The sequence below is a fragment of the Ectothiorhodospira lacustris genome, assembly GCF_022227845.1.
In the GTDB taxonomy this organism is placed as follows: Bacteria; Pseudomonadota; Gammaproteobacteria; order Ectothiorhodospirales; family Ectothiorhodospiraceae; genus Ectothiorhodospira; species Ectothiorhodospira lacustris.
In genome coordinates this window covers 94457-119508 of sequence record NZ_JAJNQN010000004.1, presented here as the reverse complement: position 1 = coordinate 119508, position 25052 = coordinate 94457, and the positions used below count along the sequence as shown (strand labels likewise).

Annotated in this window: 18 protein-coding genes; 7 read left to right on the top strand and 11 right to left on the bottom strand. The window is 57.7% G+C overall.

The window, feature by feature from the left end:
- Nucleotides 1–152 precede the first annotated feature (152 nt).
- The 3 genes from LQ956_RS04845 to LQ956_RS04835 all read right to left on the bottom strand — a co-directional run bounded on the left by LQ956_RS04845 (nt 153) and on the right by LQ956_RS04835 (nt 6283).
- Nucleotides 153–3206: an OmcA/MtrC family decaheme c-type cytochrome gene (locus LQ956_RS04845; RefSeq protein WP_238623347.1), complete on the bottom strand. Its 3054-nt coding sequence runs from the start codon at nt 3204–3206 to the stop codon at nt 153–155.
- A gap of 115 nt (nt 3207–3321) precedes the next feature.
- A complete protein-coding gene (locus LQ956_RS04840) occupies nt 3322–5346 on the bottom strand; it encodes an MtrB/PioB family decaheme-associated outer membrane protein (RefSeq protein ID WP_238629602.1) in 2025 nt (674 codons plus the stop codon).
- A gap of 58 nt (nt 5347–5404) precedes the next feature.
- Nucleotides 5405–6283, bottom strand: a complete 879-nt coding sequence (locus LQ956_RS04835; RefSeq protein ID WP_238621590.1) for a DmsE family decaheme c-type cytochrome — start codon at nt 6281–6283, stop codon at nt 5405–5407.
- Between the two features lie 585 nt (nt 6284–6868).
- On the opposite strand from LQ956_RS04835, the gene LQ956_RS04830 reads away from it, so the two are divergent.
- From LQ956_RS04830 to LQ956_RS04815, 4 genes are all read left to right on the top strand, one after another.
- Nucleotides 6869–7192: a high-potential iron-sulfur protein gene (locus LQ956_RS04830; protein WP_238621591.1), complete on the top strand. Its 324-nt coding sequence runs from the start codon at nt 6869–6871 to the stop codon at nt 7190–7192.
- Nucleotides 7193–7331: 139 nt separating this feature from the next.
- Nucleotides 7332–11021: a PAAR-like domain-containing protein gene (locus LQ956_RS04825; RefSeq protein WP_238629603.1), complete on the top strand. Its 3690-nt coding sequence runs from the start codon at nt 7332–7334 to the stop codon at nt 11019–11021.
- A 26-nt stretch (nt 11022–11047) separates the two neighbouring features.
- Nucleotides 11048–11935, top strand: coding sequence for a hypothetical protein (locus LQ956_RS04820; RefSeq protein WP_238629604.1), 888 nt, complete (start codon nt 11048–11050; stop codon nt 11933–11935).
- Nucleotides 11936–12329: 394 nt separating this feature from the next.
- Complete coding sequence (locus LQ956_RS04815; RefSeq protein WP_238629605.1) at nt 12330–13181, top strand: hypothetical protein; 852 nt, start codon at nt 12330–12332, stop codon at nt 13179–13181.
- 236 nt (nt 13182–13417) lie between these two features.
- On the opposite strand, the gene LQ956_RS04810 is transcribed toward LQ956_RS04815, so the two are convergent.
- The gene (locus LQ956_RS04810) at nt 13418–13993 is read right to left on the bottom strand and encodes a hypothetical protein (protein WP_238630366.1); all 576 of its coding nucleotides are present in this window, start codon (nt 13991–13993) and stop codon (nt 13418–13420) included.
- A gap of 237 nt (nt 13994–14230) precedes the next feature.
- Here LQ956_RS04810 and LQ956_RS04805 point away from each other — a divergent pair, with 237 nt between their 5' ends.
- Both LQ956_RS04805 and LQ956_RS04800 read left to right on the top strand, forming a co-directional pair.
- Complete coding sequence (locus tag LQ956_RS04805) at nt 14231–16123, top strand: pyruvate kinase (RefSeq protein WP_238629607.1); 1893 nt, start codon at nt 14231–14233, stop codon at nt 16121–16123.
- 105 nt (nt 16124–16228) lie between these two features.
- Nucleotides 16229–16945 (top strand): phosphoadenylyl-sulfate reductase, encoded by a 717-nt coding sequence (locus tag LQ956_RS04800; protein ID WP_238621596.1) that lies wholly within the window; start codon nt 16229–16231, stop codon nt 16943–16945.
- A gap of 17 nt (nt 16946–16962) precedes the next feature.
- Here the strand turns inward: LQ956_RS04800 and LQ956_RS04795 are convergent, their stop codons facing one another.
- The 4 genes from LQ956_RS04795 to LQ956_RS04780 form a co-directional block, all read right to left on the bottom strand.
- The gene (locus LQ956_RS04795; protein WP_238621597.1) at nt 16963–17391 is read right to left on the bottom strand and encodes a DUF411 domain-containing protein; all 429 of its coding nucleotides are present in this window, start codon (nt 17389–17391) and stop codon (nt 16963–16965) included.
- Between the two features lie 214 nt (nt 17392–17605).
- Nucleotides 17606–18067 carry an RT0821/Lpp0805 family surface protein gene (locus tag LQ956_RS04790; RefSeq protein WP_238621598.1) on the bottom strand — a complete coding sequence of 154 codons (462 nt, stop codon included), beginning with the start codon at nt 18065–18067 and terminating at the stop codon, nt 17606–17608.
- Nucleotides 18068–18255: 188 nt separating this feature from the next.
- Nucleotides 18256–18732 (bottom strand): DUF934 domain-containing protein, encoded by a 477-nt coding sequence (locus tag LQ956_RS04785; RefSeq protein WP_238621599.1) that lies wholly within the window; start codon nt 18730–18732, stop codon nt 18256–18258.
- Nucleotides 18668–20365: a nitrite/sulfite reductase gene (locus tag LQ956_RS04780; protein ID WP_238621600.1), complete on the bottom strand. Its 1698-nt coding sequence runs from the start codon at nt 20363–20365 to the stop codon at nt 18668–18670. The genes LQ956_RS04785 and LQ956_RS04780 overlap by 65 nt, the downstream gene beginning before the upstream one ends.
- Nucleotides 20366–20576: 211 nt before the next feature.
- Here LQ956_RS04780 and LQ956_RS04775 point away from each other — a divergent pair, with 211 nt between their 5' ends.
- On the top strand, nt 20577–21140 hold the full coding sequence (locus LQ956_RS04775; RefSeq protein ID WP_238621601.1) for a nucleoside deaminase: 564 nt from the start codon (nt 20577–20579) through the stop codon (nt 21138–21140).
- Nucleotides 21141–21395: 255 nt separating this feature from the next.
- On the opposite strand, the gene phoU is transcribed toward LQ956_RS04775, so the two are convergent.
- The 3 genes from phoU to pstA all read right to left on the bottom strand — a co-directional run bounded on the left by phoU (nt 21396) and on the right by pstA (nt 25052).
- Nucleotides 21396–22127: a phosphate signaling complex protein PhoU gene (phoU, locus tag LQ956_RS04770; protein ID WP_238621602.1), complete on the bottom strand. Its 732-nt coding sequence runs from the start codon at nt 22125–22127 to the stop codon at nt 21396–21398.
- A 368-nt stretch (nt 22128–22495) separates the two neighbouring features.
- A complete protein-coding gene (gene pstB, locus LQ956_RS04765) occupies nt 22496–23353 on the bottom strand; it encodes a phosphate ABC transporter ATP-binding protein PstB (RefSeq protein WP_238621603.1) in 858 nt (285 codons plus the stop codon).
- A 25-nt stretch (nt 23354–23378) separates the two neighbouring features.
- Nucleotides 23379–25052: a phosphate ABC transporter permease PstA gene (gene pstA / locus LQ956_RS04760; protein ID WP_238621622.1), complete on the bottom strand. Its 1674-nt coding sequence runs from the start codon at nt 25050–25052 to the stop codon at nt 23379–23381.

Sequence of the window (25052 nt, the reverse complement as noted above, 5' to 3'; positions counted from 1 at the left end):
ATAACCACAAATAAAATGACTGTCAAGTTTCAGGGTCTTTACGGCCGAGTAAACAGGCACAAAAAAACCCCGCCCTGAAAAGATCACGGGGAGGGGTCAAAAGGACGAACATCCGTCATGACCGGGGGGCTTTCAGCCCCCCGGGTACTGCATCACCGGGGCCGGATGTCGTGGACCTGGCTGATGTCCGCATCACCGCCCGGACCGTGGCAGGTCAGGCAGTTTTCACCACCCGGATCCAGGTTGTCGATGCCGGCGGACATGGAACCGCCTCTGGGCCGGATATGGTTCTCGAACCAGTCCGGATTGGTGTGGCAGGAGGTGCAGACCGAGGCGATCGGGCTGAACTTCTGATGCTGCTCCAGGTTGTCCAGCCCGTTGTCGGCACCGAAGGCCACCGTGCCGGCATTGGTGAAGTTGCCGGTCTCCCAGTCAAAGCTGCGGTGGGTGGAACCGATCACGCCTGGTGCCAGCGGCAATTTGTAGCTGTCGTTGACGTGGCAGGTATTGCAGTTGGCAATACTGCCCGGGAAGTGATGGGCGTTGTCCCACTGTCCATCCTCATCTCCCTGAGGCGCCGGACCGCCGAACACCAGGGCACGCAGCTGGATGCCATCCGCCCCCATCTTGGCCCGGTGGATGTGATGGATCATGCGCTTGAAGTCCTTGGACTCTTCAAACTTGCCATCGAACTGCCCTTCCAGGCCGCGACGTGGCATCCCGAATTGATTGGAAATATCCGTATTGTTGGGGTTGTGACAATGGACGCACAGCTCCGGGTTGTTGCGGCGGTTGCCGCCATGCTTGGCAAAGCGGATATGGCAGGACCGGCAGGTCTCTTCCACGTCCACCACTTGGCGCCGAGGCGTCGGGACGGTATTGCCGATGCCAAAGGTGGTCACCCGATGCAGGGCGTTGACGACGGGCGTACGGCTGTCATCCCAGACGCTCTCCACCGTACCCAGGGCATCCTTGGGCACCACCTGATGCTGCACCGCAATAGAGCCGGTACCGTTTTCGGGCATGGTGTCGATGATGGAGGATACGTCCAGGGTCACCGTGTAGTAGCCGCTGCCGGAAGGACCGCTAATGGCAATATTGTTGCCTGCGCCGCTGGTCCAGCAATCGGCATTACATCCAAAGTCCGTGGTACGGCCCGGCCAGTTATTGTTGATGTCGCTGGAATGGGTGAAGTCGGCAAAGCCCTCCTCGCGCCAGCCCATGACGAAGCCGAGGGAGAAGGTGGCATCGACGTCGTGTCGCAGGTACACGCTCTTGGCGTCATCCCGCACCCGCAGGCGGAAGGTCACGGATTCGGCGGCCGGATCCAGGGTGGCCGGTTCCAGTTCGATCCGGAGCTGGTCCTGGCGAATGCCCGCCCGGGTGAAGCTCAGGTGGGCCCGGGTCACGCGAACCCGGTTGTTGCCGTTCTGCTCGATCCCCCGCAGCCCGATGTTGGCGGCATCGCCGGCAGGACTCTGGTTATGACAGCCGCCGCAGGCCTGGCCGCTGACGAACAGGTTACTCCCTATGGCGCCAGCAATGGTGGCGCTAGTATTGTCGCCCGAACCCCACAAGCCAGTATCCGGATTGAAACCAAACCGGTGGCCGCTGCGCCAGTCCCCCCTGGGTCCGGCGGTTGAGGCCCCAAAACGCTCGGCCAGCCGGGCCGGCAGGGTCTCGTCCGGATGAACGCCCCCCGGCAAAGCCACGTCGGCATCGGAGAAGTTGTACCAGAACACGTTGTCGTGGCAGGCGGAACAGGCCTCGACGGTACGGGTAGGCCCCCACCAGTTATCACCGTCCGGCGTCACCCTGGCCAGTTTCTGCCGGGCCAGCACATCCTCGCTACCGGCGATCAGCACCAGCTCGTCGCGGGTCTCCTGACCGATGTGGCACTTCACGCAGTTGTCGACGCCGAAGGAGGCCTGGCGCGGAATCGGATCCCCGTTCGGCAGGACGCCATGGGAGGCATAGTTGCCCACATGACCGATGTTGCCGTTGTCATGCACGGCCTGCGGGAATCGCAGCTTGCTGAAGTCGTTGTTGCGGATGAAATAGGGCACGCCGGCGCGCACGCTGGGCAATGACTGTCCCCGGTGAATCTTATGCACCATCTGCTTGAAGTCGATGCTGCGGCCGCTGACCGGGTCCACGCTGCCCGGGTTGTGGCAGGTGACGCAGTACTGGGGCTCCACCCGGTTGCCGCCATGTTTGCGCAGGGTGCCGTCGTGGCAGGTGTTGCAGCTATCAAGAGAGATCATGTCCCGGGTGGCGTCCACCCCATGGGTGGGACGATCGCCGGTGGCCGGGATGAAGTCATACCAGGCGTTGGCCACCAGGCCACCCCCCAGTTGCATGCCCACCCGGTGGGTCCAGTCCTCGTTGTATTCCACGGTGTAGGTCAGTGTGTCACCACTGCCCTCGATGCGAACCCCCCGGGGCAGCGTGGTACCGTCCGCCCAGGTGCAGCGGACGGCCTCACCCAACTCAGCCTCTGCCTGAGGGCGATCGGAGAATTCATGGCTACCATGGGAGGCATCCTCCACACAGCGCCACAGCTGACCCACGTTATCACCGGTGATGGTCCGGCTGGCTTGGTTTACGTTGAGGTTGTAGGTGTAGCGATACTCGCCGTTGCCCAGGTTTTCCAGGGTACCGTTGTTCTCGATATTCCCCTGAATGGCATTGCCGAACATGGGCGCCCCGGTGGGGTTGTTCTCCGAGACGGCCGGCATCCAGCCGGAATCGGCCACGGGACGCTCCCGGGTAATGTAGTTCACCCAGTCATAACCCTGGCCATATCGGCTTCTGGGGGCCAGCTTGGCGAAGGTAAAACTGGCCGCGGACAGGTTCGTGATGGGGACACCTCGCCCATCCAGTAGTGTGAATTCCACGACTGGATGGCCATTAATGACATCTGCACTGGTGATCTGGAGACCCGGTCCGGCCGCCGGTTCATCGGGCAGTGCCGGCAGGCCACCGCCTCCGCCGCCGGTGGTGGTCTCGTCGAATCCGCTATCACTGGCCAGGCAGCCTGCAAGCACCAGGGCCAGCAGGATGATCATGGCCCCATGCATGCCGTTCCTCACGACGGCATTCATGCGGCCATGACCCTGAGTCTGTCCCGCCTCACTGATAGCGGGCGGTGGTGAAGCCCCCCCACCGGTGAACTGTTCCATTCTCGATCGTCTGATTCGTGCCATGCTCCCCACCTCCAGGTTGATTCGCCGTGGACGCTCGCAGCCATTCCGGCAACAGGCCGGAGATCGCTCATCCATATCGCCCAACCCATTGAACTCGTTGTTATAAAAGCAGTATCTAGAACCGATAGCGCAACGTGCCGGCAATCAGGTGTGATGTGTAGTCGGGGCTATCCTGATCCAGCAGGATGAGGTTGCCGACACCGGTCACCCCCACGTTATCCAGACCCCAGTCCTTTTCCTCATAACGCTCCACCATGTAACGCAGGCGGAAATCCAGGTTCTGACGCAGCCGGTAATCGCCGTACAGGCTGAACTGGGTCAGGCGTGATTCCAGGCTGGGATAGACGCCGTTCCCAAGTTCGGATCTCACCCGGGCACGGCCCGAGCTTTCGATATGAATCAGTTCGGTCCCCAGGGTCAGTTTGCCCGGGCGAACCGCGTATTCACCGCCCACGCCCAAAGTGAAGGAATCCTCATCCCGCTGCGAACGCCAGAACTCGCCGCCGGGACGGGTCGGGGTCGGTGCCCGGAAACCGTCCTGGTCCGCCTTGACGTTTTCGTAGGCATAGAAGGCAAACGCGGTCAGCCGATCAGTGGGCACGTAGGAGACATCCATGGCCCAGATCTGTCGCTCGGCGGACTGCAGCCCCAACTCGGAACGTGAATAGTCATCGTCGATCCACTGCACCCGCGGCGTGAATTGCAGCCGCCCATTGGCCTGGAAGGTGGCCAGCAGGGTGATGCTGTGGCGATCCCGGTCCGCAAGGTAATACTTGCGCAGGGTTTCCGGCGCGGTATCCCGTTCCCAGTTGGAACCCCGCTGTTCGGCATACTGAAATTCGGCACTGAGGGTGGTGCGTGGAATCGCCCGGGTGCGAATGCCGGCCTTGTAGGCGGTTTCATCCGTGCGTTCCCTGTCATCGTAGGTCCGCTCCCGCTCGTCCCTGACCACCCCCAGATTCAGGTAGGTCCGATCCTGCAGTCGGTAGCTGGCATCCACGTGGTAGCGGTTCTGGGTGGAACTGACCGGACGTGAAGACCATGTCCGTCCATTGTGTTCCACGTCATAGGCGGAAGTGCGGTTGTCACGATCGTCGTAGCGGTAACCCGCACGCAGGTTCAGCCGCTCGTGGGGGCGGCCGCTGGCCCGAAGATTTACCAGCGTGGTGTTGATCTGCCCGTCCAAAGATGAAGGCAGCCCGTCGAACTGCTCCACGAACCGTTCATCCTGGGTCATCCGGCCCAAGGCCACATCGGCGCCTATCCGGGCGGTGCTTTCGGTAAAGCTGTAACCGATGGAACCCGTGAGCTGATGAAACTGATTGTCCGGCTCCAGGGCCACCGTACGGCTCGGGGCATTGTCCCAATTGGCCACCGTGGCATCGGGAACATCCAGACTCTGGCCATCCCGCTGGGAGAAGACAGACACGTGATAGCCCAGCCGTCCCTGCAGCTGGTCACCGTCGTAGGTGACATCGGCCTCGAAACGGGTGGTCTCGTAATCCACCGGCACCGGCACCACGGCGGAACGTTGCAAGGCCCAGAAGTAGTCGTTGTTCACGCCTCGGGCCATGAGGCCATCCTTGCGGTCGTAATGCACCGCCGTACTGGCCCGCCAGCGGGTATCCAGGTTGACCCGCCCGCCCGCGCTCAGGCGCTCGCGCTTCACACCCAGATCCACTTCGCGCAGAAACTCATCGGCAGTCGCCGCCCCGCCCGCCGCTGGCAGGCTCAGATTTCCCGAGCCGGTCCCACGGTAGGGCGTACCCACGTCCCGGTACTGGTAGCTGGGCATTTCCTGGTAATACAGGAAGGTGCTGTAATGCCCCCGCTCACCGGCATCCAATTTCAGGCTGCGGGAATCCAGTCCGAGGTTGCGGCCTTCCAGTCGCCAGTAGCGGGTGGTATCTCCGTCATGGGGATCCAGGCCGCGCAGCAGGAATCCCAGATCCAGAAACACCCCGGCCTGGTCGACGCCGGTAAAGCGTCCCAGCCGGAAGGAGTCCTCGCTCAGATAACCGACCCCGGCCCGGATCTCCTTTCTGACAATCTGGCTTGATCCCTCCTGCGCGGCCAGGGTCAAGGGCGTGGCCAGTCCCACGGCGCAGACCGTGGTGGTCGTCAAGAGTGATTTCGACATTCTGCTCATGATTCTCTCCTCGCACCTGTCCACCGGGAGATACCGGTGACGGTTGGCCTCATTCCTTGAAGACGAAGCCACGGGGATGGTTGGAACCGTGGACCTGGCTATGGCAGTTCAGGCAGCTGCGACCCTGCACCCGGAAATCCATACGTGCGCCGGTGAGTGGCACGTCGGAGTGGGAACCCAGGTGACACTGCTGACACAGCATGGGGGGGCGGCTGACCAGCATCGGCCGATGGATGGAACCGTGGGGATCGTGACAGGTGGTGCAGGCCTCGCGAGCCGGGTTGTGCTCCCACAGGAAGGGTCCTCGCTTTTCGGCGTGGCAGTTGTAGCAGGTCTCATTCACCGTATGACCGATCAGCTTCTTGGGACCGGGGGTGCCATGGGGGTTATGGCAGTCGGTGCACTGCATGAGGCCTTCCGGGACCGGGTGATGAGAGGGCTTGCCGAAATCGGCGCGACGATCCAGGTGGCAGGCACCGCACACTTCCAACTGGGTATCGGCCTTGAGCAGTCTCGGGCGCTCATTGTGCATAGCATGGCAGTTGACGCAGGCCAGGCCGGAGAATTCATGGGTGCTGCCATGCCAGTGGCGGCGCGCGCCCTCCTCGTGACAGCTCAGACAGGGCTGGTTCATGCGCTCGGCGGATTCCTTCTCGGGGTTGAAGAAGATCTCCATCCCGGGTCCGTGACAGCGATTGCACATGCCCTGGGCAAACGGCGTGCGCTCATCGGCGAAATTGGCATGGGGTGTCCTGAAGATGCGCTGCACGTGTTCCTGGATACGGGCGGAGCGGTCCACCTCCAGCTTGGGTACCTTGTCCACCCCACGTATGGGCCGTTCCGGATCACCGCCCACCGCCCAGGCGGGCGCCACGGGCACCAGCACCATCGCCAGTGCAATGCCGAATACGAGTAACCAATGCCTCATCACAACCCCCTCTGGTTTGCCCCTGTTTGTTATTGCGCAGGCCCTGCAACAGGCCTGGTGGTCAACATCGACCGCTGGATGGTGGGGCAAGGTTCGCCAGCCTGCTGATGCAGGATGCGGGCCAACAAAAAACCATATGTAAATCGTTGATTCTTATGTCGACCCGGGGGCAGGAACAACCATGACCGGTGGTTAAAAACAGACCGATCGGCGGTGGGCTGGTAAAAAATCTTCCAGCACGCCGTCCCGTTAAGCCCAGCGGGCTCAAACCATCACCGGGGATATTCGTGGATGAGGCGTGAGCAGGTTATGACCATCTTGCGCAGAGAATGAACAGCGCCGGTGCGGTTGCAAACCCGGTATTTGCCCGGAGTTGCACAACGGGAATCAGCGCCTGGGACCTCGACAATCCCTAGGTCCGATCACTAAAAGCCATTGAGATCACAAGCTTTTATGTACACATAAACCAACAACGGGATTTCGAGCAGCGTTATCCATGCAGTGCTCCGGCCAGGATGGCACGCTCTCTGCAAAGATCTCGGCGCTGTCAGCACATTACAAAATGAGATAGAGGAGAACAGCACCATGAGTGACAAGAACGCTTCCATGCAGCGTCGCCGATTCCTGAAAATGGGCGCGGCCGGTGCCGCGATCACCATCCTGCCCGTGTCGTGGCACGCGGCCCTGGCAGCGGAACGCCTGGACCCGAGCAGTGCCCAGGCAAGGGCCATGAGCTATGTGGAAAATGCGTCGGACTCCACCCACAGCGCCTATCAGGCAGGCCATAACTGCGCCAACTGTCTGATGTTCAGTGATCCGTCCCAGGCGGAATGGGGGCCTTGCGCCGTATTCCCGGGCAAGCTGGTCGCGGCTGGTGGATGGTGTAATGCCTGGGTGACCCGGGGCTGACCGACGGCTGCAACAACCTGAAGTTTCCATACCAAACCGAAAAAATGAGAACTCCCCCCAAAAAATCAGGCTAAAGACTTGATCCTTGAACAGCGCCGGGAAATGATTCCAGCGAATCCCAGAGGCAAGGACGCCCCCCATGTTCACGGCTGCCGGCGGCGCCTCCGATCAGGAGGTCCACTACTTTGATGACACGGATGTTCTCACCATCTTTCGGGGTGGCAGCCTTTCCTGGCGCACCCAGAACCCGGGGCTCCTGGGCCTGGGCATGGCGGCCCTGGACAATGGCAGTATCGGCATTGCCCAGGGCCTGCCCGTTTTCCCTTCCCCGGACCAGGGCCGGCGAGCACTCAGGGCCTGGCTCGGCGGTCAGGAGACAGCGCATCAGACGCTGGCCGGTCTCTATCGCCGCATTGATCCCGACTGGACGCTACCGGAAACATCCGCGCCGGATGGAAGACGGATAAGCCGCTGCCCCCGGACCGGCCTGGATGGTGATGTCCTGCTGGGCAGACTCAACCCGGGGGACATTCGGGCGATCGCCGACACGATCGAGGCACGCATCGGCCTGATTCCCGGCACCATCCTCACCCGCCCACTCACTTCGGGAGAACCTGAGTCCGGTCACGTGGGAGGCAACTCACCCCGGACTTCCGGCAACCGAAACATCGCCATCAACGGTCGCAGCGCGGTCCATGCCGGCTCGGAAGGCATCCTCACCACCATCGACGTCTGCCGTACCCGCATCGGCAAAAAGTGCAAGCCCATCCCGTACATGAACGTGGCGGAGAGCATGGATGCCGTCGGCACCGCCGACAGCATCCGCATCAACGGCCACCCCGCCTGTCACCTGGATTCACGATTCTCCAGAAGTCGAGGAGACGAAGCCGGCAACTGCGGTGGCCTTCGCTCCGGTACCCGACAGGGTCATGCGGAGTTTCTGACCGCCTCCGGCAATGTCTTCTTCGAGGGACGACCGGCGGTCAGGCAATTCGACCAGATGGTTTCCAACTGTCGCAACACGCCACCGGCACCCTTGATGCAGCCAGGCTGCACACCTCCGCCTGAAATCGATCCCGAGATGCTGGAGGCGCCGCCTCTCGCAGAGCCTCCTTATGCCCTGCGCCTGGACATTGATCTGGATCGCGCCGAAGGGAAAGGACTGCTGATCGAGCTGACGACTCATGGCACTACCCAGCAACCCGTGGAAGCCTATCCCGAACCGGAGCCAGGTCACCGGGGCCACCATCGGATGATCTTCACAGGGCTCGAAGAAGCACCTGTCGACCTTGCATTGCGGCTGGAAGATCCCTTTTACGGTATCTATCGGGTCCCGCTGGCCAGTGGAGTCATGCCGCAGAAAAGGAACTTTGCAGGTGACCCGGAACTCAGGGTGCATCGCCACCGCCATCAGTTCGTCGCCGTCGTCCTGCACCGGGCGCTGGATCTGGACCAGCGGGAAACTGCCCCAATACGCCCTGGGTGCCGGGTTTACATCTTTCGTGACGGACATCTGTGGCGCGAACTGGAAGCCGGCCCCGAAGGCTGTTGGTTTGAAGTCAACCTGGCTCAATGGCAGGGCCAGGACGAGCGCCCGGCACATTGCCCTCTGGGCGCAAAACTACTCCTGCCCCACTACGTGGCAGGACATCTCCATGAATATCACCTGGCCATGAGCGAGATTCCCTGGCATTGGGAGCGGATTGAGGGTTTTGGGGGGATGGCGTGGGGGGATTTGAGGAATCAATCCTCATCAATATCAATGAACACAAATAAGCCTAACCGTAATGATTCGATTGTGGCAGAAAGGTTTCAACCTCTATGTTTAGGCAGAGATAGCGCAAGGTCGGGGCGCCTTGGATATAACGCAGAACATGGAGGGCAACCACGTAAACATTTTCAGCTGCAAGACGACAGAAATGACATGCTCACATTACGAGACGTCTCCAGCTGTCTTATAGCAATATTTCAAGACCCCTTGCAGATGACAAGAGATTTAAAAAATCAACTAGACGAGCAACTAACCACACTAGAAAAAATTGAAGAATCCGCCACAAAAGGAGAAATAGCACTTGGAAGACTGATTCAGAAAATGATAGAGCAAAACCCAGAACTAACTAAAGTAGCAGACACCATAAGAATAAAAAGAAGGCTTGATAAATGGGATAAAATAACCCTCAAATCCAATAAGATAAAAAACTTAACAGAAAGAAAATTGGCAAAGATAATAAATTCAAAGGATTTCGACAGATCAATAGAAGACTTCACCAGTAGCGAAAACCCAGAGACAAGAGGCATCGGAATACTGCATTGGGGATATGCAATATTTGAAAACGAATCTCAAGAATCCCTGGATTACTTATATAAAATAGCACTGGGAGAAATAGTAAAAATCCCGGTCATTAACGGCAGGGACAGCGAAGCAAGAAAAATACTATTCGCCTGGTTTGAGAGCGTAGAGAAATTAAAAACAACAAACATTAATCTAGCTAGCATCAAAGAAAGCGACCGTTTAAAGCTAATCACATTTTCTGCGGACGCCATTGAAGCAATATTACAAGCACTGACAGAAGCAACACTAAGTAAAAACCTAGAAACCCCAGAGACAGGAATACAAAAAACGGCAGAACTACTCGAGCGGATAACAAAAGTAAAACTGGATAGAATAAAAATATATTCAGAAGAAATAAATAGAACAAACATAAGCGGAAAGACAAGAAATAATACCGAAAATACAAAAATAAAACACATTGAATTACCAAAAATAATAAGCCCAATACATTACATCCAGATCAGCCAAAAAATCACGTCCAACCCAAACTATAGAGCAAGCTTAAACTGCGTAAAAATACCAATAATTACAGCAAACATCTTCAGCGCCGCAAAAAACCCAAAAAATGCCACACTCGAAGAGCAGCTAGACCTAGTCTCAGCACTATCGGCGCTTGCAATATTCTCAATAAATGAATTGCAAATAGAAAAAGCAATAAAGAACACTAATAGAAGAGCCTTTTATGAAGGTCTGCTACGTAAAACAAGTAGATTACTGAATCGTGGGGTCGGACTAATAGAGTCTGCCACTGGCATAATAGCCATAAAAAATGGGATAAAACATAAAAACATGGGTCAAGTCTTTGGAGGCTCACTAATATTCATTTCGGGAGCGATAACTTTTCTTATCCCAGCAGGACCAGGGCTAGTAATACTAACAGCGTTAGCCATTGGCGCATTAGGCCAGACAGCAACAATGGCTAACACAAGGAGCAAAACACAAAAAGAAATAATAAATAGCTACTTTGGAAAAACACCAAAAACAGAAAACCCAAAAGACATAAAGAAAGAAATAGAAAAGATCATAATCTCTACAGTCAAAATAGAACTAAAAACAATAATTCACGACATAAAATCAAACCGAATAAAAAGCTACAAAAGAAAAGCCAACAAAACCCAAGAAGACCTACTTAAAATTCATAGAAAAATAAATGAGCTAGGACCTGAAGATCCGGTCATCATTGAAATAATAATATCCACCCCACCCAACCTAATCGGAAGTAAAAACATAAATGGAAGCATAGAATTCAATCACCAAAAAATTAATAGAAAAATTACAGAAGAAACCAAGTCAAAGACAAAGAAATCAGAAAAAAACCAAAAAACTCACTTCTATTTAGAGGCAAAAAGAAAGGAAATAACACATGGGATTAGAACAAAAATAGAGATAAAACTACCCGGAATAGAAGATGATATCATTAAAAAATTTGAGCAAAAATGGCCGAACAGCACCATTTTCATAAAAAGTCATCACGAAAAAATAGAAGCGAATAAATAAACAACACTAGCAAGGAAAAAGAAAACATGGGCGTCGCAAGATCAACCGTAAAATCTCCACTAATTGAAACCTTCAAAAGATCGGATATAAGGATATCAAAAGAAAAAAATACCTCGCTACTTTCAGAAAAAATTATCGAAAAAATAAGGAGCAACGAAATACAAAGCCCAGCCCCGGCAAGACATGATAAAAATTTATTAATATATGGAGACAACTACTGGAGCCCGACTGTTGACACGATCGCCACGACGATGTTACTAGCTGGATTAGTTATGCCAATATCAGCCATTTTTTACAATATAAATCTATGGATGATATGGCTTATCCTACTAGTACCTACAGGCATTCTTTTATTTAAAATAACTGATAAAACAAAACATAACAGATTTGTCATATTCGACAAAGAAAACCAAGTCGTCCACATCCCAAAACTACTATCAAAAAGGCAAGACACTATAAATTGGGGCGACACATCATTCTTAATTCACGATCACCATAACCCAGTAAAACCAACAAAATACGAAGAAACACATCTGAGCATCATAAGGCCGCCAGATGACCTAATTGTTAACGGGGCACCAAGCGCCTACTTGAGGTACAAATTAATAAATGTATCAGACTGCCTAGAAAATAAATACACAGACGAAGACGCAGAAGAAATTTACTGCTACATATTAAGGTTCATGGAAAAAAAAAGCCCAACCCTCCGGGAAGAGGCACATACAAAAAACAAAAACCCACCTAAAAACATCGACTCTGAAGACTGGCAATGGTCACTACTAAAAACTGAAAAACTACCGAAAAAACCCAACTGGATACGGCACCCAGACGGCAGATGGGAGAGGACTGGCCCTGGAACTGTTATCCGGAAAACCCTTCTTGATGGCTTCCGAAAGAGCAAAGGGCATGGATAAAGCCATCACCAAACATAAAACACCAATAAATTCTCCTGCCGTCACGCCCACACAAGCGGGAGTCCGGAATTTCCAGTCCATGAATGGATTCCCGCTTCCGCGGGAATGACGGACGGGATGCATCCAGAACAAACCTGATCAATGTTTTCAGCAGTCAGGCCAGCTTCCACATAAAATTATGGCGTTAAAATAGAGAAAAAAGAAACACTCTGAAATTCTTTTAAGAGTGTTTCTCATCGAGCCACTTTAACTTCCGCCTCCCATGATTTGTATATCCACTGCACCGACGGCGCTACTCAATAAATCGATACTGATCCACGCGACGTGGTTACCACTATTCTCCTGCCCAGACTTCAGCAAACCTGGGTTTCAGGCTTAGCTCCCAAGTATTCCGATGCCCGTAATAAGAACCCTTATCAAATCACCAGTGGTAGAATTAAAAACACCATCACACATAAAAATATCAAGAAATCATGATGAAAGCGTCTTAACTGGAAATACAAAAACCACATGCGGCACGCATATCACACACTGGAAAGGAACAGCAATACAGACTGAAGATCTGCTGATATATGGCTACTTCAACTTGTCAACAATACCAGCAGCAATAGGATTTACAATAATTGTGCTGGCAATTGCAGATACAGCCAGATTTATCGCATCGAGCTTCTCAAACATAGATATCGAGTGGATTCTGCTAACGCCACTTGCAATCGCCCTGTTCATCACATCAAGGAGAATCCCCGCAAATAGATTTATTATTTTTGACAGAAAAAACCAAATAACACATATCCCAGCAGGCCTTGGAAATAAATGTGACACAATAAAGTGGGCTGACACATCATTTTATATATATGACGAAAACTATGTTTACAGACCACACGAGTACTCTCACACAAGAATCACCATAATGCCTCCACCGTTCGATGCTGCCAGTGAGCGAATACCATCTCCGTATGGAAGAAGAAAACTCAAACAGCTATCAGAACCATCCATCCATCATTATGAATCAGCTGAAGCCGAGGCTATATATAGATATATAGTACGCTTCATGAACCGAAGCGAAGACGGGGACAGTCAATTCGGGTCCACAGATAGATTACCTCTGCTGCTCGATACTACAAAACTACCCAAAAAACCCAACTGGATACGCCACCCAAACGGCAGATGGGAGCGAACTGTCCCCGGAACTGTTATCCGGAAAACCCTTTTTGATGGCCTACCAAAGAGCAAAGGAAATGGATAAAACTATCACTAAGCATAAAACATCAAGAAATTCCCCTGCCGTCACGCCCACACAAGTGGGAGTCCGGAATTTCCAGTCTATGAATGGACGGGACGCATTCAGAGCATGCCTTATCAATTTCTTCAGCAGACAGGCCGGCTTCCACATAAAACGACAAAGCTGAAATGGAGCACAAAAAAAGAAGCACTCTGAAATTCATTTCAGAGTGCTTCTCGTTACCTGCTTGAACTTCTGAGTCAATTCTGGACGGACAGGTACTCTTCCATGGTTTCTGCATCAACTGCACGGACAGTACTGCTCAATGGACCAACGCCAATACGGGCTACATGATTACCACTCTTCTCCTGACCCGGCTTGAGCACCCATAGACGACCATCCTTCGCCTTCGCCTGGAAACCCGGCTTGGTTCCCAGATATTCCAACGCGGTGTCCCGGTCCAGAGCGCGCAAAGTCATCCCATGAGGGCCGGCACCGATCAAGGCCACATGATTGCCACTCTTCTCCTGACCCGGCTTGAGCACCCACAGACGACCATCCTGCACTTCCACATTGAATCCGGGCCTGGCGGCCAAATATTCCAATGCGGTGTCCCGGTCCACGGCACGCACCGTCATCCCCTGAGGACCTGCGCCGATCAAGGCCACATGGTTGCTGCTCTTTTCCTGACCCGGCTTGAGCACCCACAGACGGCCATCCGACTCTTCAACCCGGAATCCGGCACGATCAAACGGGCCATTCATTTCAGCCTGTTGCAGCGTGACCTGAGCAGTCGGAGACTTTTCCGGTGCGGTCTGGCAACCGGCAACGCCCATCACCAGTACAAGGCCCGCCAGCAGGAGGGGAAATTTTTGTTTCATTGCAATCGTTCCTCAAAATCAGCCGTTGTCTACATGGAATTCAATGAGCAAAACGCGTTTATGCTAAGCATCCATGATGACAATTTGCTGACAGGGCAACAGTCCCGAGGAAGTTCACAGGCCTGTCACTCTTACGTGGTATTCATGGTGAGATGCGTGGAAATGGCCGCGTGCGATACAGGTTCCCTGCCCATGACTCAGCACCCTGCCCCGGTAACCCCGGATACATCACCGGCAGATCTGAATACGTTGACGGATGCCATGCTCAAGCTCAGGAACGAGGTGGTTTCCGGCGCCGAACGGCGGCTGAAAAAATCTCATCCCGACTGCCCGGACATCATTCCATTTTCCGCCCGCAATCTGGCCCAGTATCTGGCATTGAGGGCCATGGATCTGAGGCCCCTGCAGATGAGCCTGACAAGACAGGGACTCTCTTCCCTGGGACGCACCGAGGCCCATGTCATGGCCAGCATCAATCAGGTGCTGCGGGTACTGACCCGGCTTACCCATCGCAGCCATGAAGCCGATCCGGAACCCACCGGTATCGATTTCGACCGTGGTCTATACACCCTGAAGGAGAATGCGGACCATTTGTTCGGGACCCCACCTACCGGAAGGAATGTGCGCATCATGGTCACATTGCCCAGGGAAGCTGCCTTGCATGAGGATCTGGTACTCAAGCTGATGGAAACCGGCATGGACTGTGCTCGCATCAACTGCGCCCATGATGATCCGGAGGCATGGTCCGCCATGATTCGACACCTGCGGTCCGCAGAGCAAAGGCTGAATACCCGCTGTACGATCCTGATGGATCTGGCGGGCCACAAACTGCGCACCGGCCCTCTGGCCCACCGCCCGCCGGTTTCCCATGTCAAACCACGACGCAACCTGCTCGGCAGGATGGTACAGCCGGCGCAGGTCATCCTGACGCCCGCGAATGCGACACCCATGACTGCTGCCGGTGAGGGGGTCTACCAATATCTGCTACCGAGCCCATGCCTGGAACGCATGCAGGTCGGCGATCGGCTGGTCTTCGAGGATACCCGGGGCAAGAGACGCAGGCTGAACATCATGGAAACACTGGACCACGGCGGCCGGCTGGCCACCCTGGACCGCAGCGCCTATTTCACCAACAGCACCCGATTCATCCATGAACGGCCGGATGAGATGGGACATTGGCAGGAGATACAGACACTGCAACTGGTCTGGCCTGAGTTGGAACCCGTCACGATCCGCCTGTTCAAAGATGATCTGTTGTATCTGACCCGCAGCCAGACCCCGGGGCAACCGGCAACGGTGGACGACAGCGGGCAATGCCTGCTGCCCGCACACATTGCCTGTACCACGCCCAAGGCACTGGCGGCCCTGGCGCCGGGGCAAAAAGTCTGGATCGATGACGGCAAGATCGGCGGCACGGTGGATCATCTCACTGACGATGGTGTCATGATCCGCATTACCCACTGCCGTCCTCAGGGGCACCGTCTACGGCCGGACAGAGGCATCAATTTCCCCAGCGCCTCACTGAACCTGCCCGGTTTGAGTCCGCAGGATCTCGAACATCTCGATTTCGTGGTGGCCCACGCGGACCTGGTAGGCTATTCCTTCGTCGAATCCCGGGAGGACATGGTCCTGCTCATGGATGAACTGGCTCGGCGAGGAGGCTCGGACCTGGGGATCGTGGCCAAGATCGAGACCTGCCGGGCGGTGGAGAACCTGCCGGAGATCATCCTGGCCACCCTGGGGCGTCACCGCTTGGGGGTCATGATCGCGCGGGGAGATCTGGCGGTGGAGATCGGTGGTGAACGCCTGGCGGAGATACAAGAAGAGATCCTGTGGCTCTGTGAGGCGGCCCATGTACCGGTGATCTGGGCCACCCAGGTACTGGAGAGCTTGGCCAAGGAAGGCCTGATCTCGCGGCCGGAACTGACGGATGCCGCCATGGCGGGACGGGCCGAATGCGTCATGCTCAACAAGGGTCCCTATATCCTGGACGCCCTTCAGACCTTGGACAGCATCCTGGTGCGGATGCAGGCCCATCAACACAAGAAGACAGCCCAACTCCGGGCCCTGCGGCTGGCCGGCTAGACCGCCATAAATATCAAAAACGAATCGATAAGTTACATTTTATTCTTTTTTGACCATCCGCAATCCTTGCTAAGGTACCTCCAACGACGAATGGAGGAATACGGCATGTCACCACAGGCCATTGAACGGCACGACCACGAAACCCTGGCTAGCATCAACCGCAAGCTGGCATCCCAGGATGCCCAGGCCCGGGTACGCTGGGGACTGGAGCACTTTGGAGAGCAGGTCGTGCTCAGTTCCAGTTTCGGTGCACAGGCTGCGGTGATGCTGCATCTGGTCACCCGTGAACAACCTGATATCCCGGTGATCCTGGTGGATACCGGCCATCTCTTTCCGGAAACCTACCGGTTTGTGGACGAGTTGTCTTCGCGCCTTAACCTGAACCTGCATGTGTACCGTTCCCCACTTTCCCCGCACTGGCAGGAGGCGCGCTACGGCAAGCTGTGGGAGCAGGGTGTGGAGGGGATTGAACGCTACAACCGGATTAACAAGGTGGAGCCCATGCAGCGAGCGCTCAATGAACTGGGGGCACAGGCTTGGTTCGCCGGGCTGCGTCGGCAGCAGTCGGCATCCCGGGCACAGCTCGACGTGGCGGCATCACAGAATGGACGCCTGAAGATCCATCCCATCATCGAATGGACCGACCGGGATGTGCACCGCTATCTGACCCGGCATGAACTGCCCTATCACCCGCTGTGGCACGAGGGCTATCTGTCCATCGGTGATGTCCATACCACGCGCTCGGTACATGAGATCGATGACCCGTCACAGATGCGGTTCTTCGGCCTGAAGCGCGAGTGCGGGTTGCATGAGCATGTATGAGTTGGGGGGGGGGGCGACTACTGATCGTCGTTATGGGAACTGTAGACCCAGCTGCGCCCCGAGGCGTCGAAGGCCATGACGTCATAGGGCTGGGTCCGGCCATCGGGCATTTCCATCCCCGGAGAGCCCAGCGGCATGCCCGGCGCGGCGATGCCCACCGCCCCTGCCGGACGCTCGGCCAGAAAACGATGCACCACCTCGGCCGGGACGTGCCCCTCCACGATCACGCCATCCACGATGGCGGTGTGGCAGGAGGCCATGTCTCGCGGCAGCCCCACCTGGGCCTTGACCAGCCCCATGGCGCGGGTCTCCCGGCTGTCCACTCTGAAGCCGTTGGCCTCCAGGTGCCGTTCCCACAGGGTACAGCAACCGCAGTCGGGGTCCTTGTAGACGGTAATGGCCACCCCTTCCGCCTGGGCCCAACCCAGGGCAAGGGTGGCAGTCAACAGGGACAACGTCAGAACGCGCTTCAGAAAATACGGAACATGTCCCCTTAGTTCATTCCCGCGCCGACGCAGGCGGGAGTCCCGGGTTTGCGATCCGCGACTGGATTCCCGCCTGCGCGGGAATGACTCATTCAGAACACCCCTGACAGACAGAACACCCCTGACAGAATACATGGTTGAACTCCAGACCGGCCGCGGTCATCGATTGAATGGATTACTGATTGATCCAGCGCCCTTGGGCATCCCGGCAGGCCACGCCGGTAATGGTTTCCCGTGAACCTTCGATATTGCCGACGACGGTATATTCCCGGCAGTCCTGGCCCGAGGCCTGGTAGGTGCGCGTGGGGGTGGCCTGGAAACTATGGCCGGTGTTCGGGTTTCGCCAGGCCACCGGACGATGGTCAGGGGAGCTCTCCAGGGCTCGGGAAACATTCATGCGGTCCACGTCATCCATGGTCCGCCCCACGGAACCACCGATAACCGCACCCGCCAGCGTACCGGCGATGATGGCAGCAGTACGACCGCTACCGGCACCGATCTGACTGCCCAGAATACCGCCCAGGGCACCACCCACGACGGTACCGGTCTGCTCCTGGGTCGGTCCCGTCGCGCAGCCGCTGACGAGGACAGCCGCGCCCATGATCGCGGCAATACTGATCTTGCTCAGAGTTGACATGATGATGCTCCAGGGATCTTGTCCAGATAGGTTCAGGCTCCCGCAGGAGGATAGACCAGATGACCTGAACGATACCTGACCAGGGCTCGATACACGTTGGAACATCCTTGTCCCACCAGGTTCCTGAAATACAGGCTCGGGAGGACTGTCCACGGCCGCAGCATTACCCTGTGGAGTACGGAACCGGCCTACGCCGTTCTGAGCAGGTCGTATTGCAGATCCGGATAGGCCCGCGGAGGCGTCGCACCGTTCAACACGGTCTGAAGATCTTCAGTCTCGGGCAGGAGAAAGGCGTTGAAACCCACCCGACGCATGAAGTCCAGCTGATCCCGATAGACCTCGCCGGTCGCCCTGAGCTCTCCCTGATAGCCGTGCCGGGTACGCAGCAACCGGGCCGTGCTGTAATGCCGGCCGTCCGCCACCCGGGGAAAGTGCAGGCTGATCAGGTCCAATCGATCGAGCCACGGCAGGATCGGCTCCAGGCTGTCTTCCGGTTGTAGGATCACGCCCAGCCCACCGGGGCGCTGGGAATAGAACAGGGCGTTGGCGACGAAGCGATCGTGGCCGAACAGCAGGTCGCCTTCCGGCGGCAGGGATTGGTCACCCTGCACTGTGCGCCAGTGATCCGTAGTGAGTTGCCCGTCGAGAATGATCATGTTGTTCATAAACCGTTTCCTTGAAAGTCTTGAGGCCGATGCGCTGCACCGCCTCAGCAAAAGGCTCCCCCGGCAGCCGCCGGGCGGCATAGAGGGCAAGTATTGTTTCGATGGCGTCCGGGACCTGGTCTGCCTGCAGGGCAGGTCCGAGCACGCGCCCCAGGCGGCTCTCCGACCCGGCGCAGCCCCCCAGCAGCAACTGAAACCAGGAACCGTTCTGCTTTTCCACGCCCAGCAGACCAATGTCCGCCAGATGGTGATGGGCACATCCATTCATGCAGCCGGAGATCCTCAGATGGACTTCTCCCAGATCATGGAGATAGTCCAGGTCCTGAAAACGTTGCTGGACCTGCTGCGCCAATGGCAGGGTGGCGGCATTGGCCAGGTTGCAGTAATCCAGCCCCGGACAGGCGATCAGGTCATTCACCGTACCGATGCCGGGGTTGGCCAGGCCCAGGATGTCCAGGGTCTGCCAGACTTCACGCAAGGCCCGCACCGGGATATGGGGCAGCAGCAGGTTCTGATCGTAGGTGGTCTGCAGCAGGCCGAAGCCCTGCTGATCGGCCAGGTCGGCCAGCACCCTCATTTCCACTGCCGTCAGATCACCTGGCGCCCGCTCCAGCCCCTTGAGCAGGATGAAGACCACCCGGTACCCGGGCACCCGGTGTTCACGGGTGTTGTACCGGAGCCAGCGGGCAAAAGCCCCCGTGGGCGCGGGTTCGATCCGATCATCGGCCAGCGCGGGATCATGCGCCGGCTCGACGAATCGTGCCTTGATTCGCTCCAGGGCCGCCAGTGCGGAGATCGAACGGGTCTCGATGATGTCTTTCCAGGCCGCATCCACCAGAGCCGAGAAGGCCTCGATACCCAGACTCTTGACCAGGATCTTGATGCGGGACTTATAGAGATGATCCCTGCGCCCGGCCTGGTTATAGACCCGCAGCACCGCGGTCAGATAGTCGATGAGGTCATCGGCGGGCAGGAACTCCCGCAGGCACTGGGCCAAATGGGGTTCACGACCCAGGCCGCCGCCGATCCATACCCGGAAACCCGGGCGGCCCCGGTCATCCTGCTTGAGTTCCAGCCCCAGGTCATGAATCCGGCAAGCGGCTCGGTCATGCAGCCGACCGCTGACGGCGATCTTGAACTTGCGAGGCAGGAAGCTGAACTCGGGGTTCAGCGTGGCCCATTGCCGGATCAGCTCGCACCAGGGACGAGGATCATCCACCTCGCCCGGTAGCAGGCCCGCCAGCGGATCGGTGGTGACGTTGCGAATGCAGTTGCCGCTGGTCTGGATGGCGTGCAGCCCCACCTCGGCCAACTCGGCCAGCACATCGGGCACCGACTCCAGCTTGAGCCAGTTGAACTGGATATTCTGCCGGGTGGTGAAGTGTCCATAGCCGCGGTCATGGTGCTCGGCCACATGGGCCAGACCGCGCAACTGATGCGAGGACAGGGCGCCATAGGGAATGGCCACGCGCAGCATGGGGGCGTGACGCTGCACATAGAGGCCGTTCATCAGGCGCAGAGGGCGGTAGGCGTCCTCTGAAAGCTGCCCGGCCAGAAAGCGCCGGGTCTGGTCGCGGAACTCCGCCACCCGCTCCCGCAGCAGGGCCTGATCCCATTCATCCTGTTGGTACATTGTCTGCCGTCTCCCGCATGCTTGAGCTTTGCAGGAGGTTACTCCAATTGATAACAATCAAAAAAGAATTTGTATTCATCTATTGATTCTTTTGGAGAATATGAGGCAGATCAAGGACGCTGATGGGCAGACTCATGAATGGCTGGCAGGGCCTACAATGAAGCGGTGGGACAGGCCGACTCCCACGGTTGCATGACCATCAGGAGACATCATGGAGCTACCCGCGTTGACCCTACGCCTGCCCGACTGGCTGCAAGCGCAACTGCAGGGGCCGGTTCCGGTGCTGAAGACACTGGAGGAACAAGCCCGTTTCGCCATTGATCTGTCCCGGCAGAACGTGATCCACGGTACCGGTGGTCCTTTCGGAGCCGCCGTCTTCGACGAAGTCGGCACCTTGCTGGCCCCGGGGGTGAACATGGTGGTGAGCCGAGGCTGTTCCATCCTGCATGGAGAGATGGTGGCCCTGGCCATGGCCCAGCAGGTGCTGGGACGTCACGACCTGAGCGACGGCGGGCAACGGCGTTACCGGCTGGCGGTATCGGCGGAACCCTGCGCCATGTGCATGGGCGCCCTGCCCTGGTCCGGTATCCGTGAACTGGTCTATGCGGCCCAGGACGAGGATGTGCGGGCCATCGGGTTTGACGAAGGGGACAAGCCCGCAGCCTGGCAGCAGGCCCTGGAACGGCGGGGTATCCGGGTGACGGGCGGGGTACTGCGGGAAGAGGCCGTGGCCGTGCTCAATCAGTATCTGGCGGCCGGCGGCCGGCTCTACTGACTCCCATGCATCTGACTCTCATGCATCTTGATGGCGATGCACCCTTGATACAAGAGGGGGGGGGCTGTACCAAGCCCCTCTCCCAGACTCACCCCTCATCCCCGACCCTTCTCCCCCGAGGGGAGAAGGGAGTGTCTGTGCCTGAACCTGGTTTCTTTCACGTTAAGCACCGGATACCGATACCGGTGGTGTCTCCGGCAGGTCCGACACAGGCAACCGGACCTGCCGATGTGGAAGAACGCCCTCCAGAGCGGCCTATTCTTCCCCGGGGGTTTCGCCGCGGGCAGCCCTTTCCATCTCTTCCAGGCTCACATGGCGCACGTCCTTGCCCTTTACCAGGTAGATGACGTATTCACACATGTTGCGGGCATGATCACCGATGCGCTCCAGGGCACGCAGGGCCCAGATCACATCCAGGGCGCGGGTGATGGTGCGCGGGTCTTCCATCATGTAGGTGATGTGCTGACGCATCACCGACTCGTATTCCCGGTCCACGTGGGCATCCTCGCGGGCCACGGCCAGGGCCGCCTCCACATCCATGCGCGCAAAGGCATCCAGGGCATCGTGAACCAGACGGGCCACCCGGTCACCCAGGGACTGCACATCGGCGTACTGGTTCTTGGGGCGGTCCTTTTCTGCCAGATGGACCGCCATGCGGGCCACCTTCTCCGCCTGGTCGCCGATGCGCTCCAGATCGGTGATGGTCTTGACGATGGAGATGATGAAGCGCAGGTCGCTGGCCGCCGGCTGATGGCGGGCCAGGATCTCGGCGCACTGCTCGTCGATGATGACTTCCAGGCTGTTGACCCGGGCATCGTTCTTGATGACCTGATCGGCCAGGCGCACATCGGCGGTCACCAGTGCGCTCACCGCATCGGTCACCTGGGATTCCACCAGGCCGCCCATGGCCAGGACGCGGTTACGCAGGGTCTCCAACTCCTCGTTGTATTTTTCCAGGTAGTGACCACCCAGTTTATTCTGATCCATCGCTATTGCCTCGAAAAATGTCGGTGAAGAGCAGCGCCCCGGAAACCGAACTCATGATTGAACCATCTGCCTTGCCGGGGGAGCGGACCTGCCCGCTGACAACCCCGCCGGCAAGAATCCGCACCGCTGTTCGCGGCCAGGGCCGCTCCCACGAGGGGTCTTCTGAGCAAGCCATTCGCGCATCTGAGCAAGCCATGTGGGCGTCCGAGCAGGCCATTCGCGCATCTGAGTAAGTCATTCCCGCGAAAGCGGGAATCCAGTCACAGACTGAAAAGCCTAGACTCCCGCCTTCGCGGGAGTGACGGCCAGGAACATCCCAAGGCGTGCCCTCCCAACGGCTCACTCCCGCAAGACATGTTGCCGGCCGATTAACCGTAACGACCCGTGATGTAGTCTTCCGTGGCCTTCTTCTTGGGGTTGGTGAAGAGGGTCATGGTATCGCCGTATTCGATCATCTCGCCAAGATACATGTAGGCGGTGTAATCGGATACACGGGCCGCCTGCTGCATGTTATGGGTGACGATGAGGATGGTGTAATCCTCCTTCAGTTCATAGATCAGCTCTTCGATCTTGGCCGTGGAAATCGGATCCAGCGCCGAAGCGGGTTCGTCCAGCAGGATCACCTCCGGTTCGATGGCAATCGCCCGGGCGATGACCAGACGCTGCTGCTGACCACCGGAGAGGCCAAAGGCATTCTGATGGAGCCGGTCCTTGACCTCATCCCAGAGGGCGGCGCTGCGCAGGGAGCGCTCCACCACCTCGTCCAGGACCTTGCGGTCACGCACACCCTGCAGGCGCAGGCCATAGGCCACGTTCTCGTAGATGGATTTAGGGAAGGGGTTGGGTTTCTGGAACACCATGCCCACCCGGCGACGCAGTTCGGCTACATCCACCTTGCGTTCGTAGATGTCCGCCCCCTCCAGCAGGATCCGTCCGTCAATGCGGCAGGCATCCACCAGATCGTTCATGCGGTTGAAGCAGCGCAGCAGGGTGGACTTGCCGCAGCCGCTGGGGCCGATGAAGGCGGTGACCCGCTTCGCGGCCACCTTCATGGAGATGCTCTTCAGGGCCTGAGCATCGCCGTAGTAGAGGTTCAGGTTCTGCACTTCCAGGGCAATGGTCTCGTCGGCCAGGCGCAGACGCTTGCGCTCGCTGTTCTCGAAGAGACCGGCGGTGACGCCGTGGGTCATGGTGTTCTGCTCTGTCATGGTTGTCATACCGTCCATACTCTTGAATCTCTTCGGTCAGGTATCAATCCGACTCGCCCCGATATTTCTCACGCAGGTGGTTACGGATACTGATGGCGGTCAGGTTGAGCATCACGATCAGGGCCACCAGGGTCAGGGCCGTGGCGTAGACCAGCGGCTGGGCCGCCTCCACGTTGGGGCTCTGAAAGCCCACGTCATAGATATGGAAGCCCAGGTGCATGATCTTGCGCTCCAGGTGGATGAAGGGGAAGTTGCCGTCGATGGGCAAGGTGGGAGCCAGCTTCACCACCCCCACCAGCATCAGCGGCGCCACCTCCCCGGCGGCGCGGGCAATGGCCAGGATCAGACCGGTCATCATGGCCGGCGTCGCCAGGGGCACCACCACCTTCCACAGAGTCTCCGCCTTGGTGGCCCCCAGGGCCAGACTGCCGTGACGGATGGTGCTGGGAATCCGTGACAGCCCTTCCTCCGTGGCCACGATCACCACCGGCAGGGTCAGCAGGGCCAGGGTGAACGAGGCCCACATCAGGCCCGGCGTGCCGAAAGTGGGCGACGGCAAGGCTTCGGGGTAGAAGTTGCGATCAATCGCCCCCCCCATGAAATAGACGAAAAAGCCCAGGCCGAACACCCCGAAGACGATGGACGGCACCCCCGCCAGGTTGTACACGGAGATGCGGATCACCCGCAGCAAGGGTCCCTGGCGGGCGTATTCCCGCAGGTAAATGGCCGCCAGCACACCAAAGGGGGTGACGATGATGGACATCACGAACACCATGGTCACGGTACCGAAGATGGCCGGGAAGATCCCGCCCTCGGTGTTGGCCTCACGGGGATAGCCGCTCATGAACTCCCAGAACTGCTTGAGATACAGCCCGGTCTTGCCGAACACGGACATGTCGTTGGGTTTCACGGCGCGGATGATCTGGGCCATGGGGATCTGCCATTCCCGACCATCCATCACCCGGGCCACCAGGGTGTCACGGCGCACATCCTGATAGAGGGCGTCCAGGCGCTCCTGCAGCACGGCATACTCCTGATCCAGTTCCAACCGCTGGGCCGCCAGCGCCGCCATGCCCTGGTCTCGTTCGGCCACGGTGATGCGGCCTTCGCGCCATTGCAGATCCATGCGTCGCTCGCTCAGGCGCACCCGCTCCATGCGATGATTGACGTTGCCGATCTCCCCGCGCTCGATGCGGCGGATCTCATCGAAGATCTCATTGGCCCGGCGAATGCGCTGCTGCAGTTCCGGCCACAGCTGATCGCCCTCCGCCACGGTGCGGCCCTGTTCCAGAATACGCACCGGGAAGCCGTAGAAATCGCCCCATTCACGCCGCTCCAGGCGCATGGCGTCCCTGGGATAAGACCACTCGGTCATGCCGACTTCCGGATACCAGACAAAGTCCCGACCCCAGACGTCCCGGTTGCCCTGCTTGATCAGGTGGCGGGTAACCAACTGGATGTCGTCGTCGATGGGCACTCCCGCATCCCGCAGCACCTGGGCCGGCAGCACTTGGGAGCGGGACAGTTCACCGACGATATGCACCTGGCGACCGTCATGGGTGGTCAGATCCGTCATCAGGATCGGCGAGGGCCAGAAGTGAGAGAAGCCACGCACCAGGATGAGGGCCAAAAGGCCCACCACCATGATCATGCTGATGGCGATGGCGCCGGCATTGAGCCAGATCCAGGGGCTGCCGCTCTTGAACCAGTTCTTCAG

Bases quoted from the DNA above. Each gene is read 5' to 3' on its own strand.
- pstB (WP_238621603.1), bottom strand. From the start codon at position 23,353: ATGGACGGTATGACAACCATGACAGAGCAGAACACCATGACCCACGGC.
- LQ956_RS04780 (WP_238621600.1), bottom strand. From the start codon at position 20,365: ATGTACCAACAGGATGAATGGGATCAGGCCCTGCTGCGGGAGCGGGTG.
- LQ956_RS04815 (WP_238629605.1), top strand. From the start codon at position 12,330: ATGCCCGTAATAAGAACCCTTATCAAATCACCAGTGGTAGAATTAAAA.
- LQ956_RS04840 (WP_238629602.1), bottom strand. From the start codon at position 5,346: ATGTCGAAATCACTCTTGACGACCACCACGGTCTGCGCCGTGGGACTG.
- LQ956_RS04785 (WP_238621599.1), bottom strand. From the start codon at position 18,732: ATGAACAACATGATCATTCTCGACGGGCAACTCACTACGGATCACTGG.
- LQ956_RS04830 (WP_238621591.1), top strand. From the start codon at position 6,869: ATGAGTGACAAGAACGCTTCCATGCAGCGTCGCCGATTCCTGAAAATG.
- phoU (WP_238621602.1), bottom strand. From the start codon at position 22,127: ATGGATCAGAATAAACTGGGTGGTCACTACCTGGAAAAATACAACGAG.
- LQ956_RS04835 (WP_238621590.1), bottom strand. From the start codon at position 6,283: ATGAGGCATTGGTTACTCGTATTCGGCATTGCACTGGCGATGGTGCTG.
- LQ956_RS04790 (WP_238621598.1), bottom strand. From the start codon at position 18,067: ATGTCAACTCTGAGCAAGATCAGTATTGCCGCGATCATGGGCGCGGCT.
- LQ956_RS04805 (WP_238629607.1), top strand. From the start codon at position 14,231: ATGACTCAGCACCCTGCCCCGGTAACCCCGGATACATCACCGGCAGAT.
- LQ956_RS04775 (WP_238621601.1), top strand. From the start codon at position 20,577: ATGGAGCTACCCGCGTTGACCCTACGCCTGCCCGACTGGCTGCAAGCG.
- LQ956_RS04810 (WP_238630366.1), bottom strand. From the start codon at position 13,993: ATGGGCGTTGCCGGTTGCCAGACCGCACCGGAAAAGTCTCCGACTGCT.
- LQ956_RS04825 (WP_238629603.1), top strand. From the start codon at position 7,332: ATGTTCACGGCTGCCGGCGGCGCCTCCGATCAGGAGGTCCACTACTTT.
- LQ956_RS04820 (WP_238629604.1), top strand. From the start codon at position 11,048: ATGGGCGTCGCAAGATCAACCGTAAAATCTCCACTAATTGAAACCTTC.
- LQ956_RS04845 (WP_238623347.1), bottom strand. From the start codon at position 3,206: ATGGCACGAATCAGACGATCGAGAATGGAACAGTTCACCGGTGGGGGG.
- LQ956_RS04800 (WP_238621596.1), top strand. From the start codon at position 16,229: ATGTCACCACAGGCCATTGAACGGCACGACCACGAAACCCTGGCTAGC.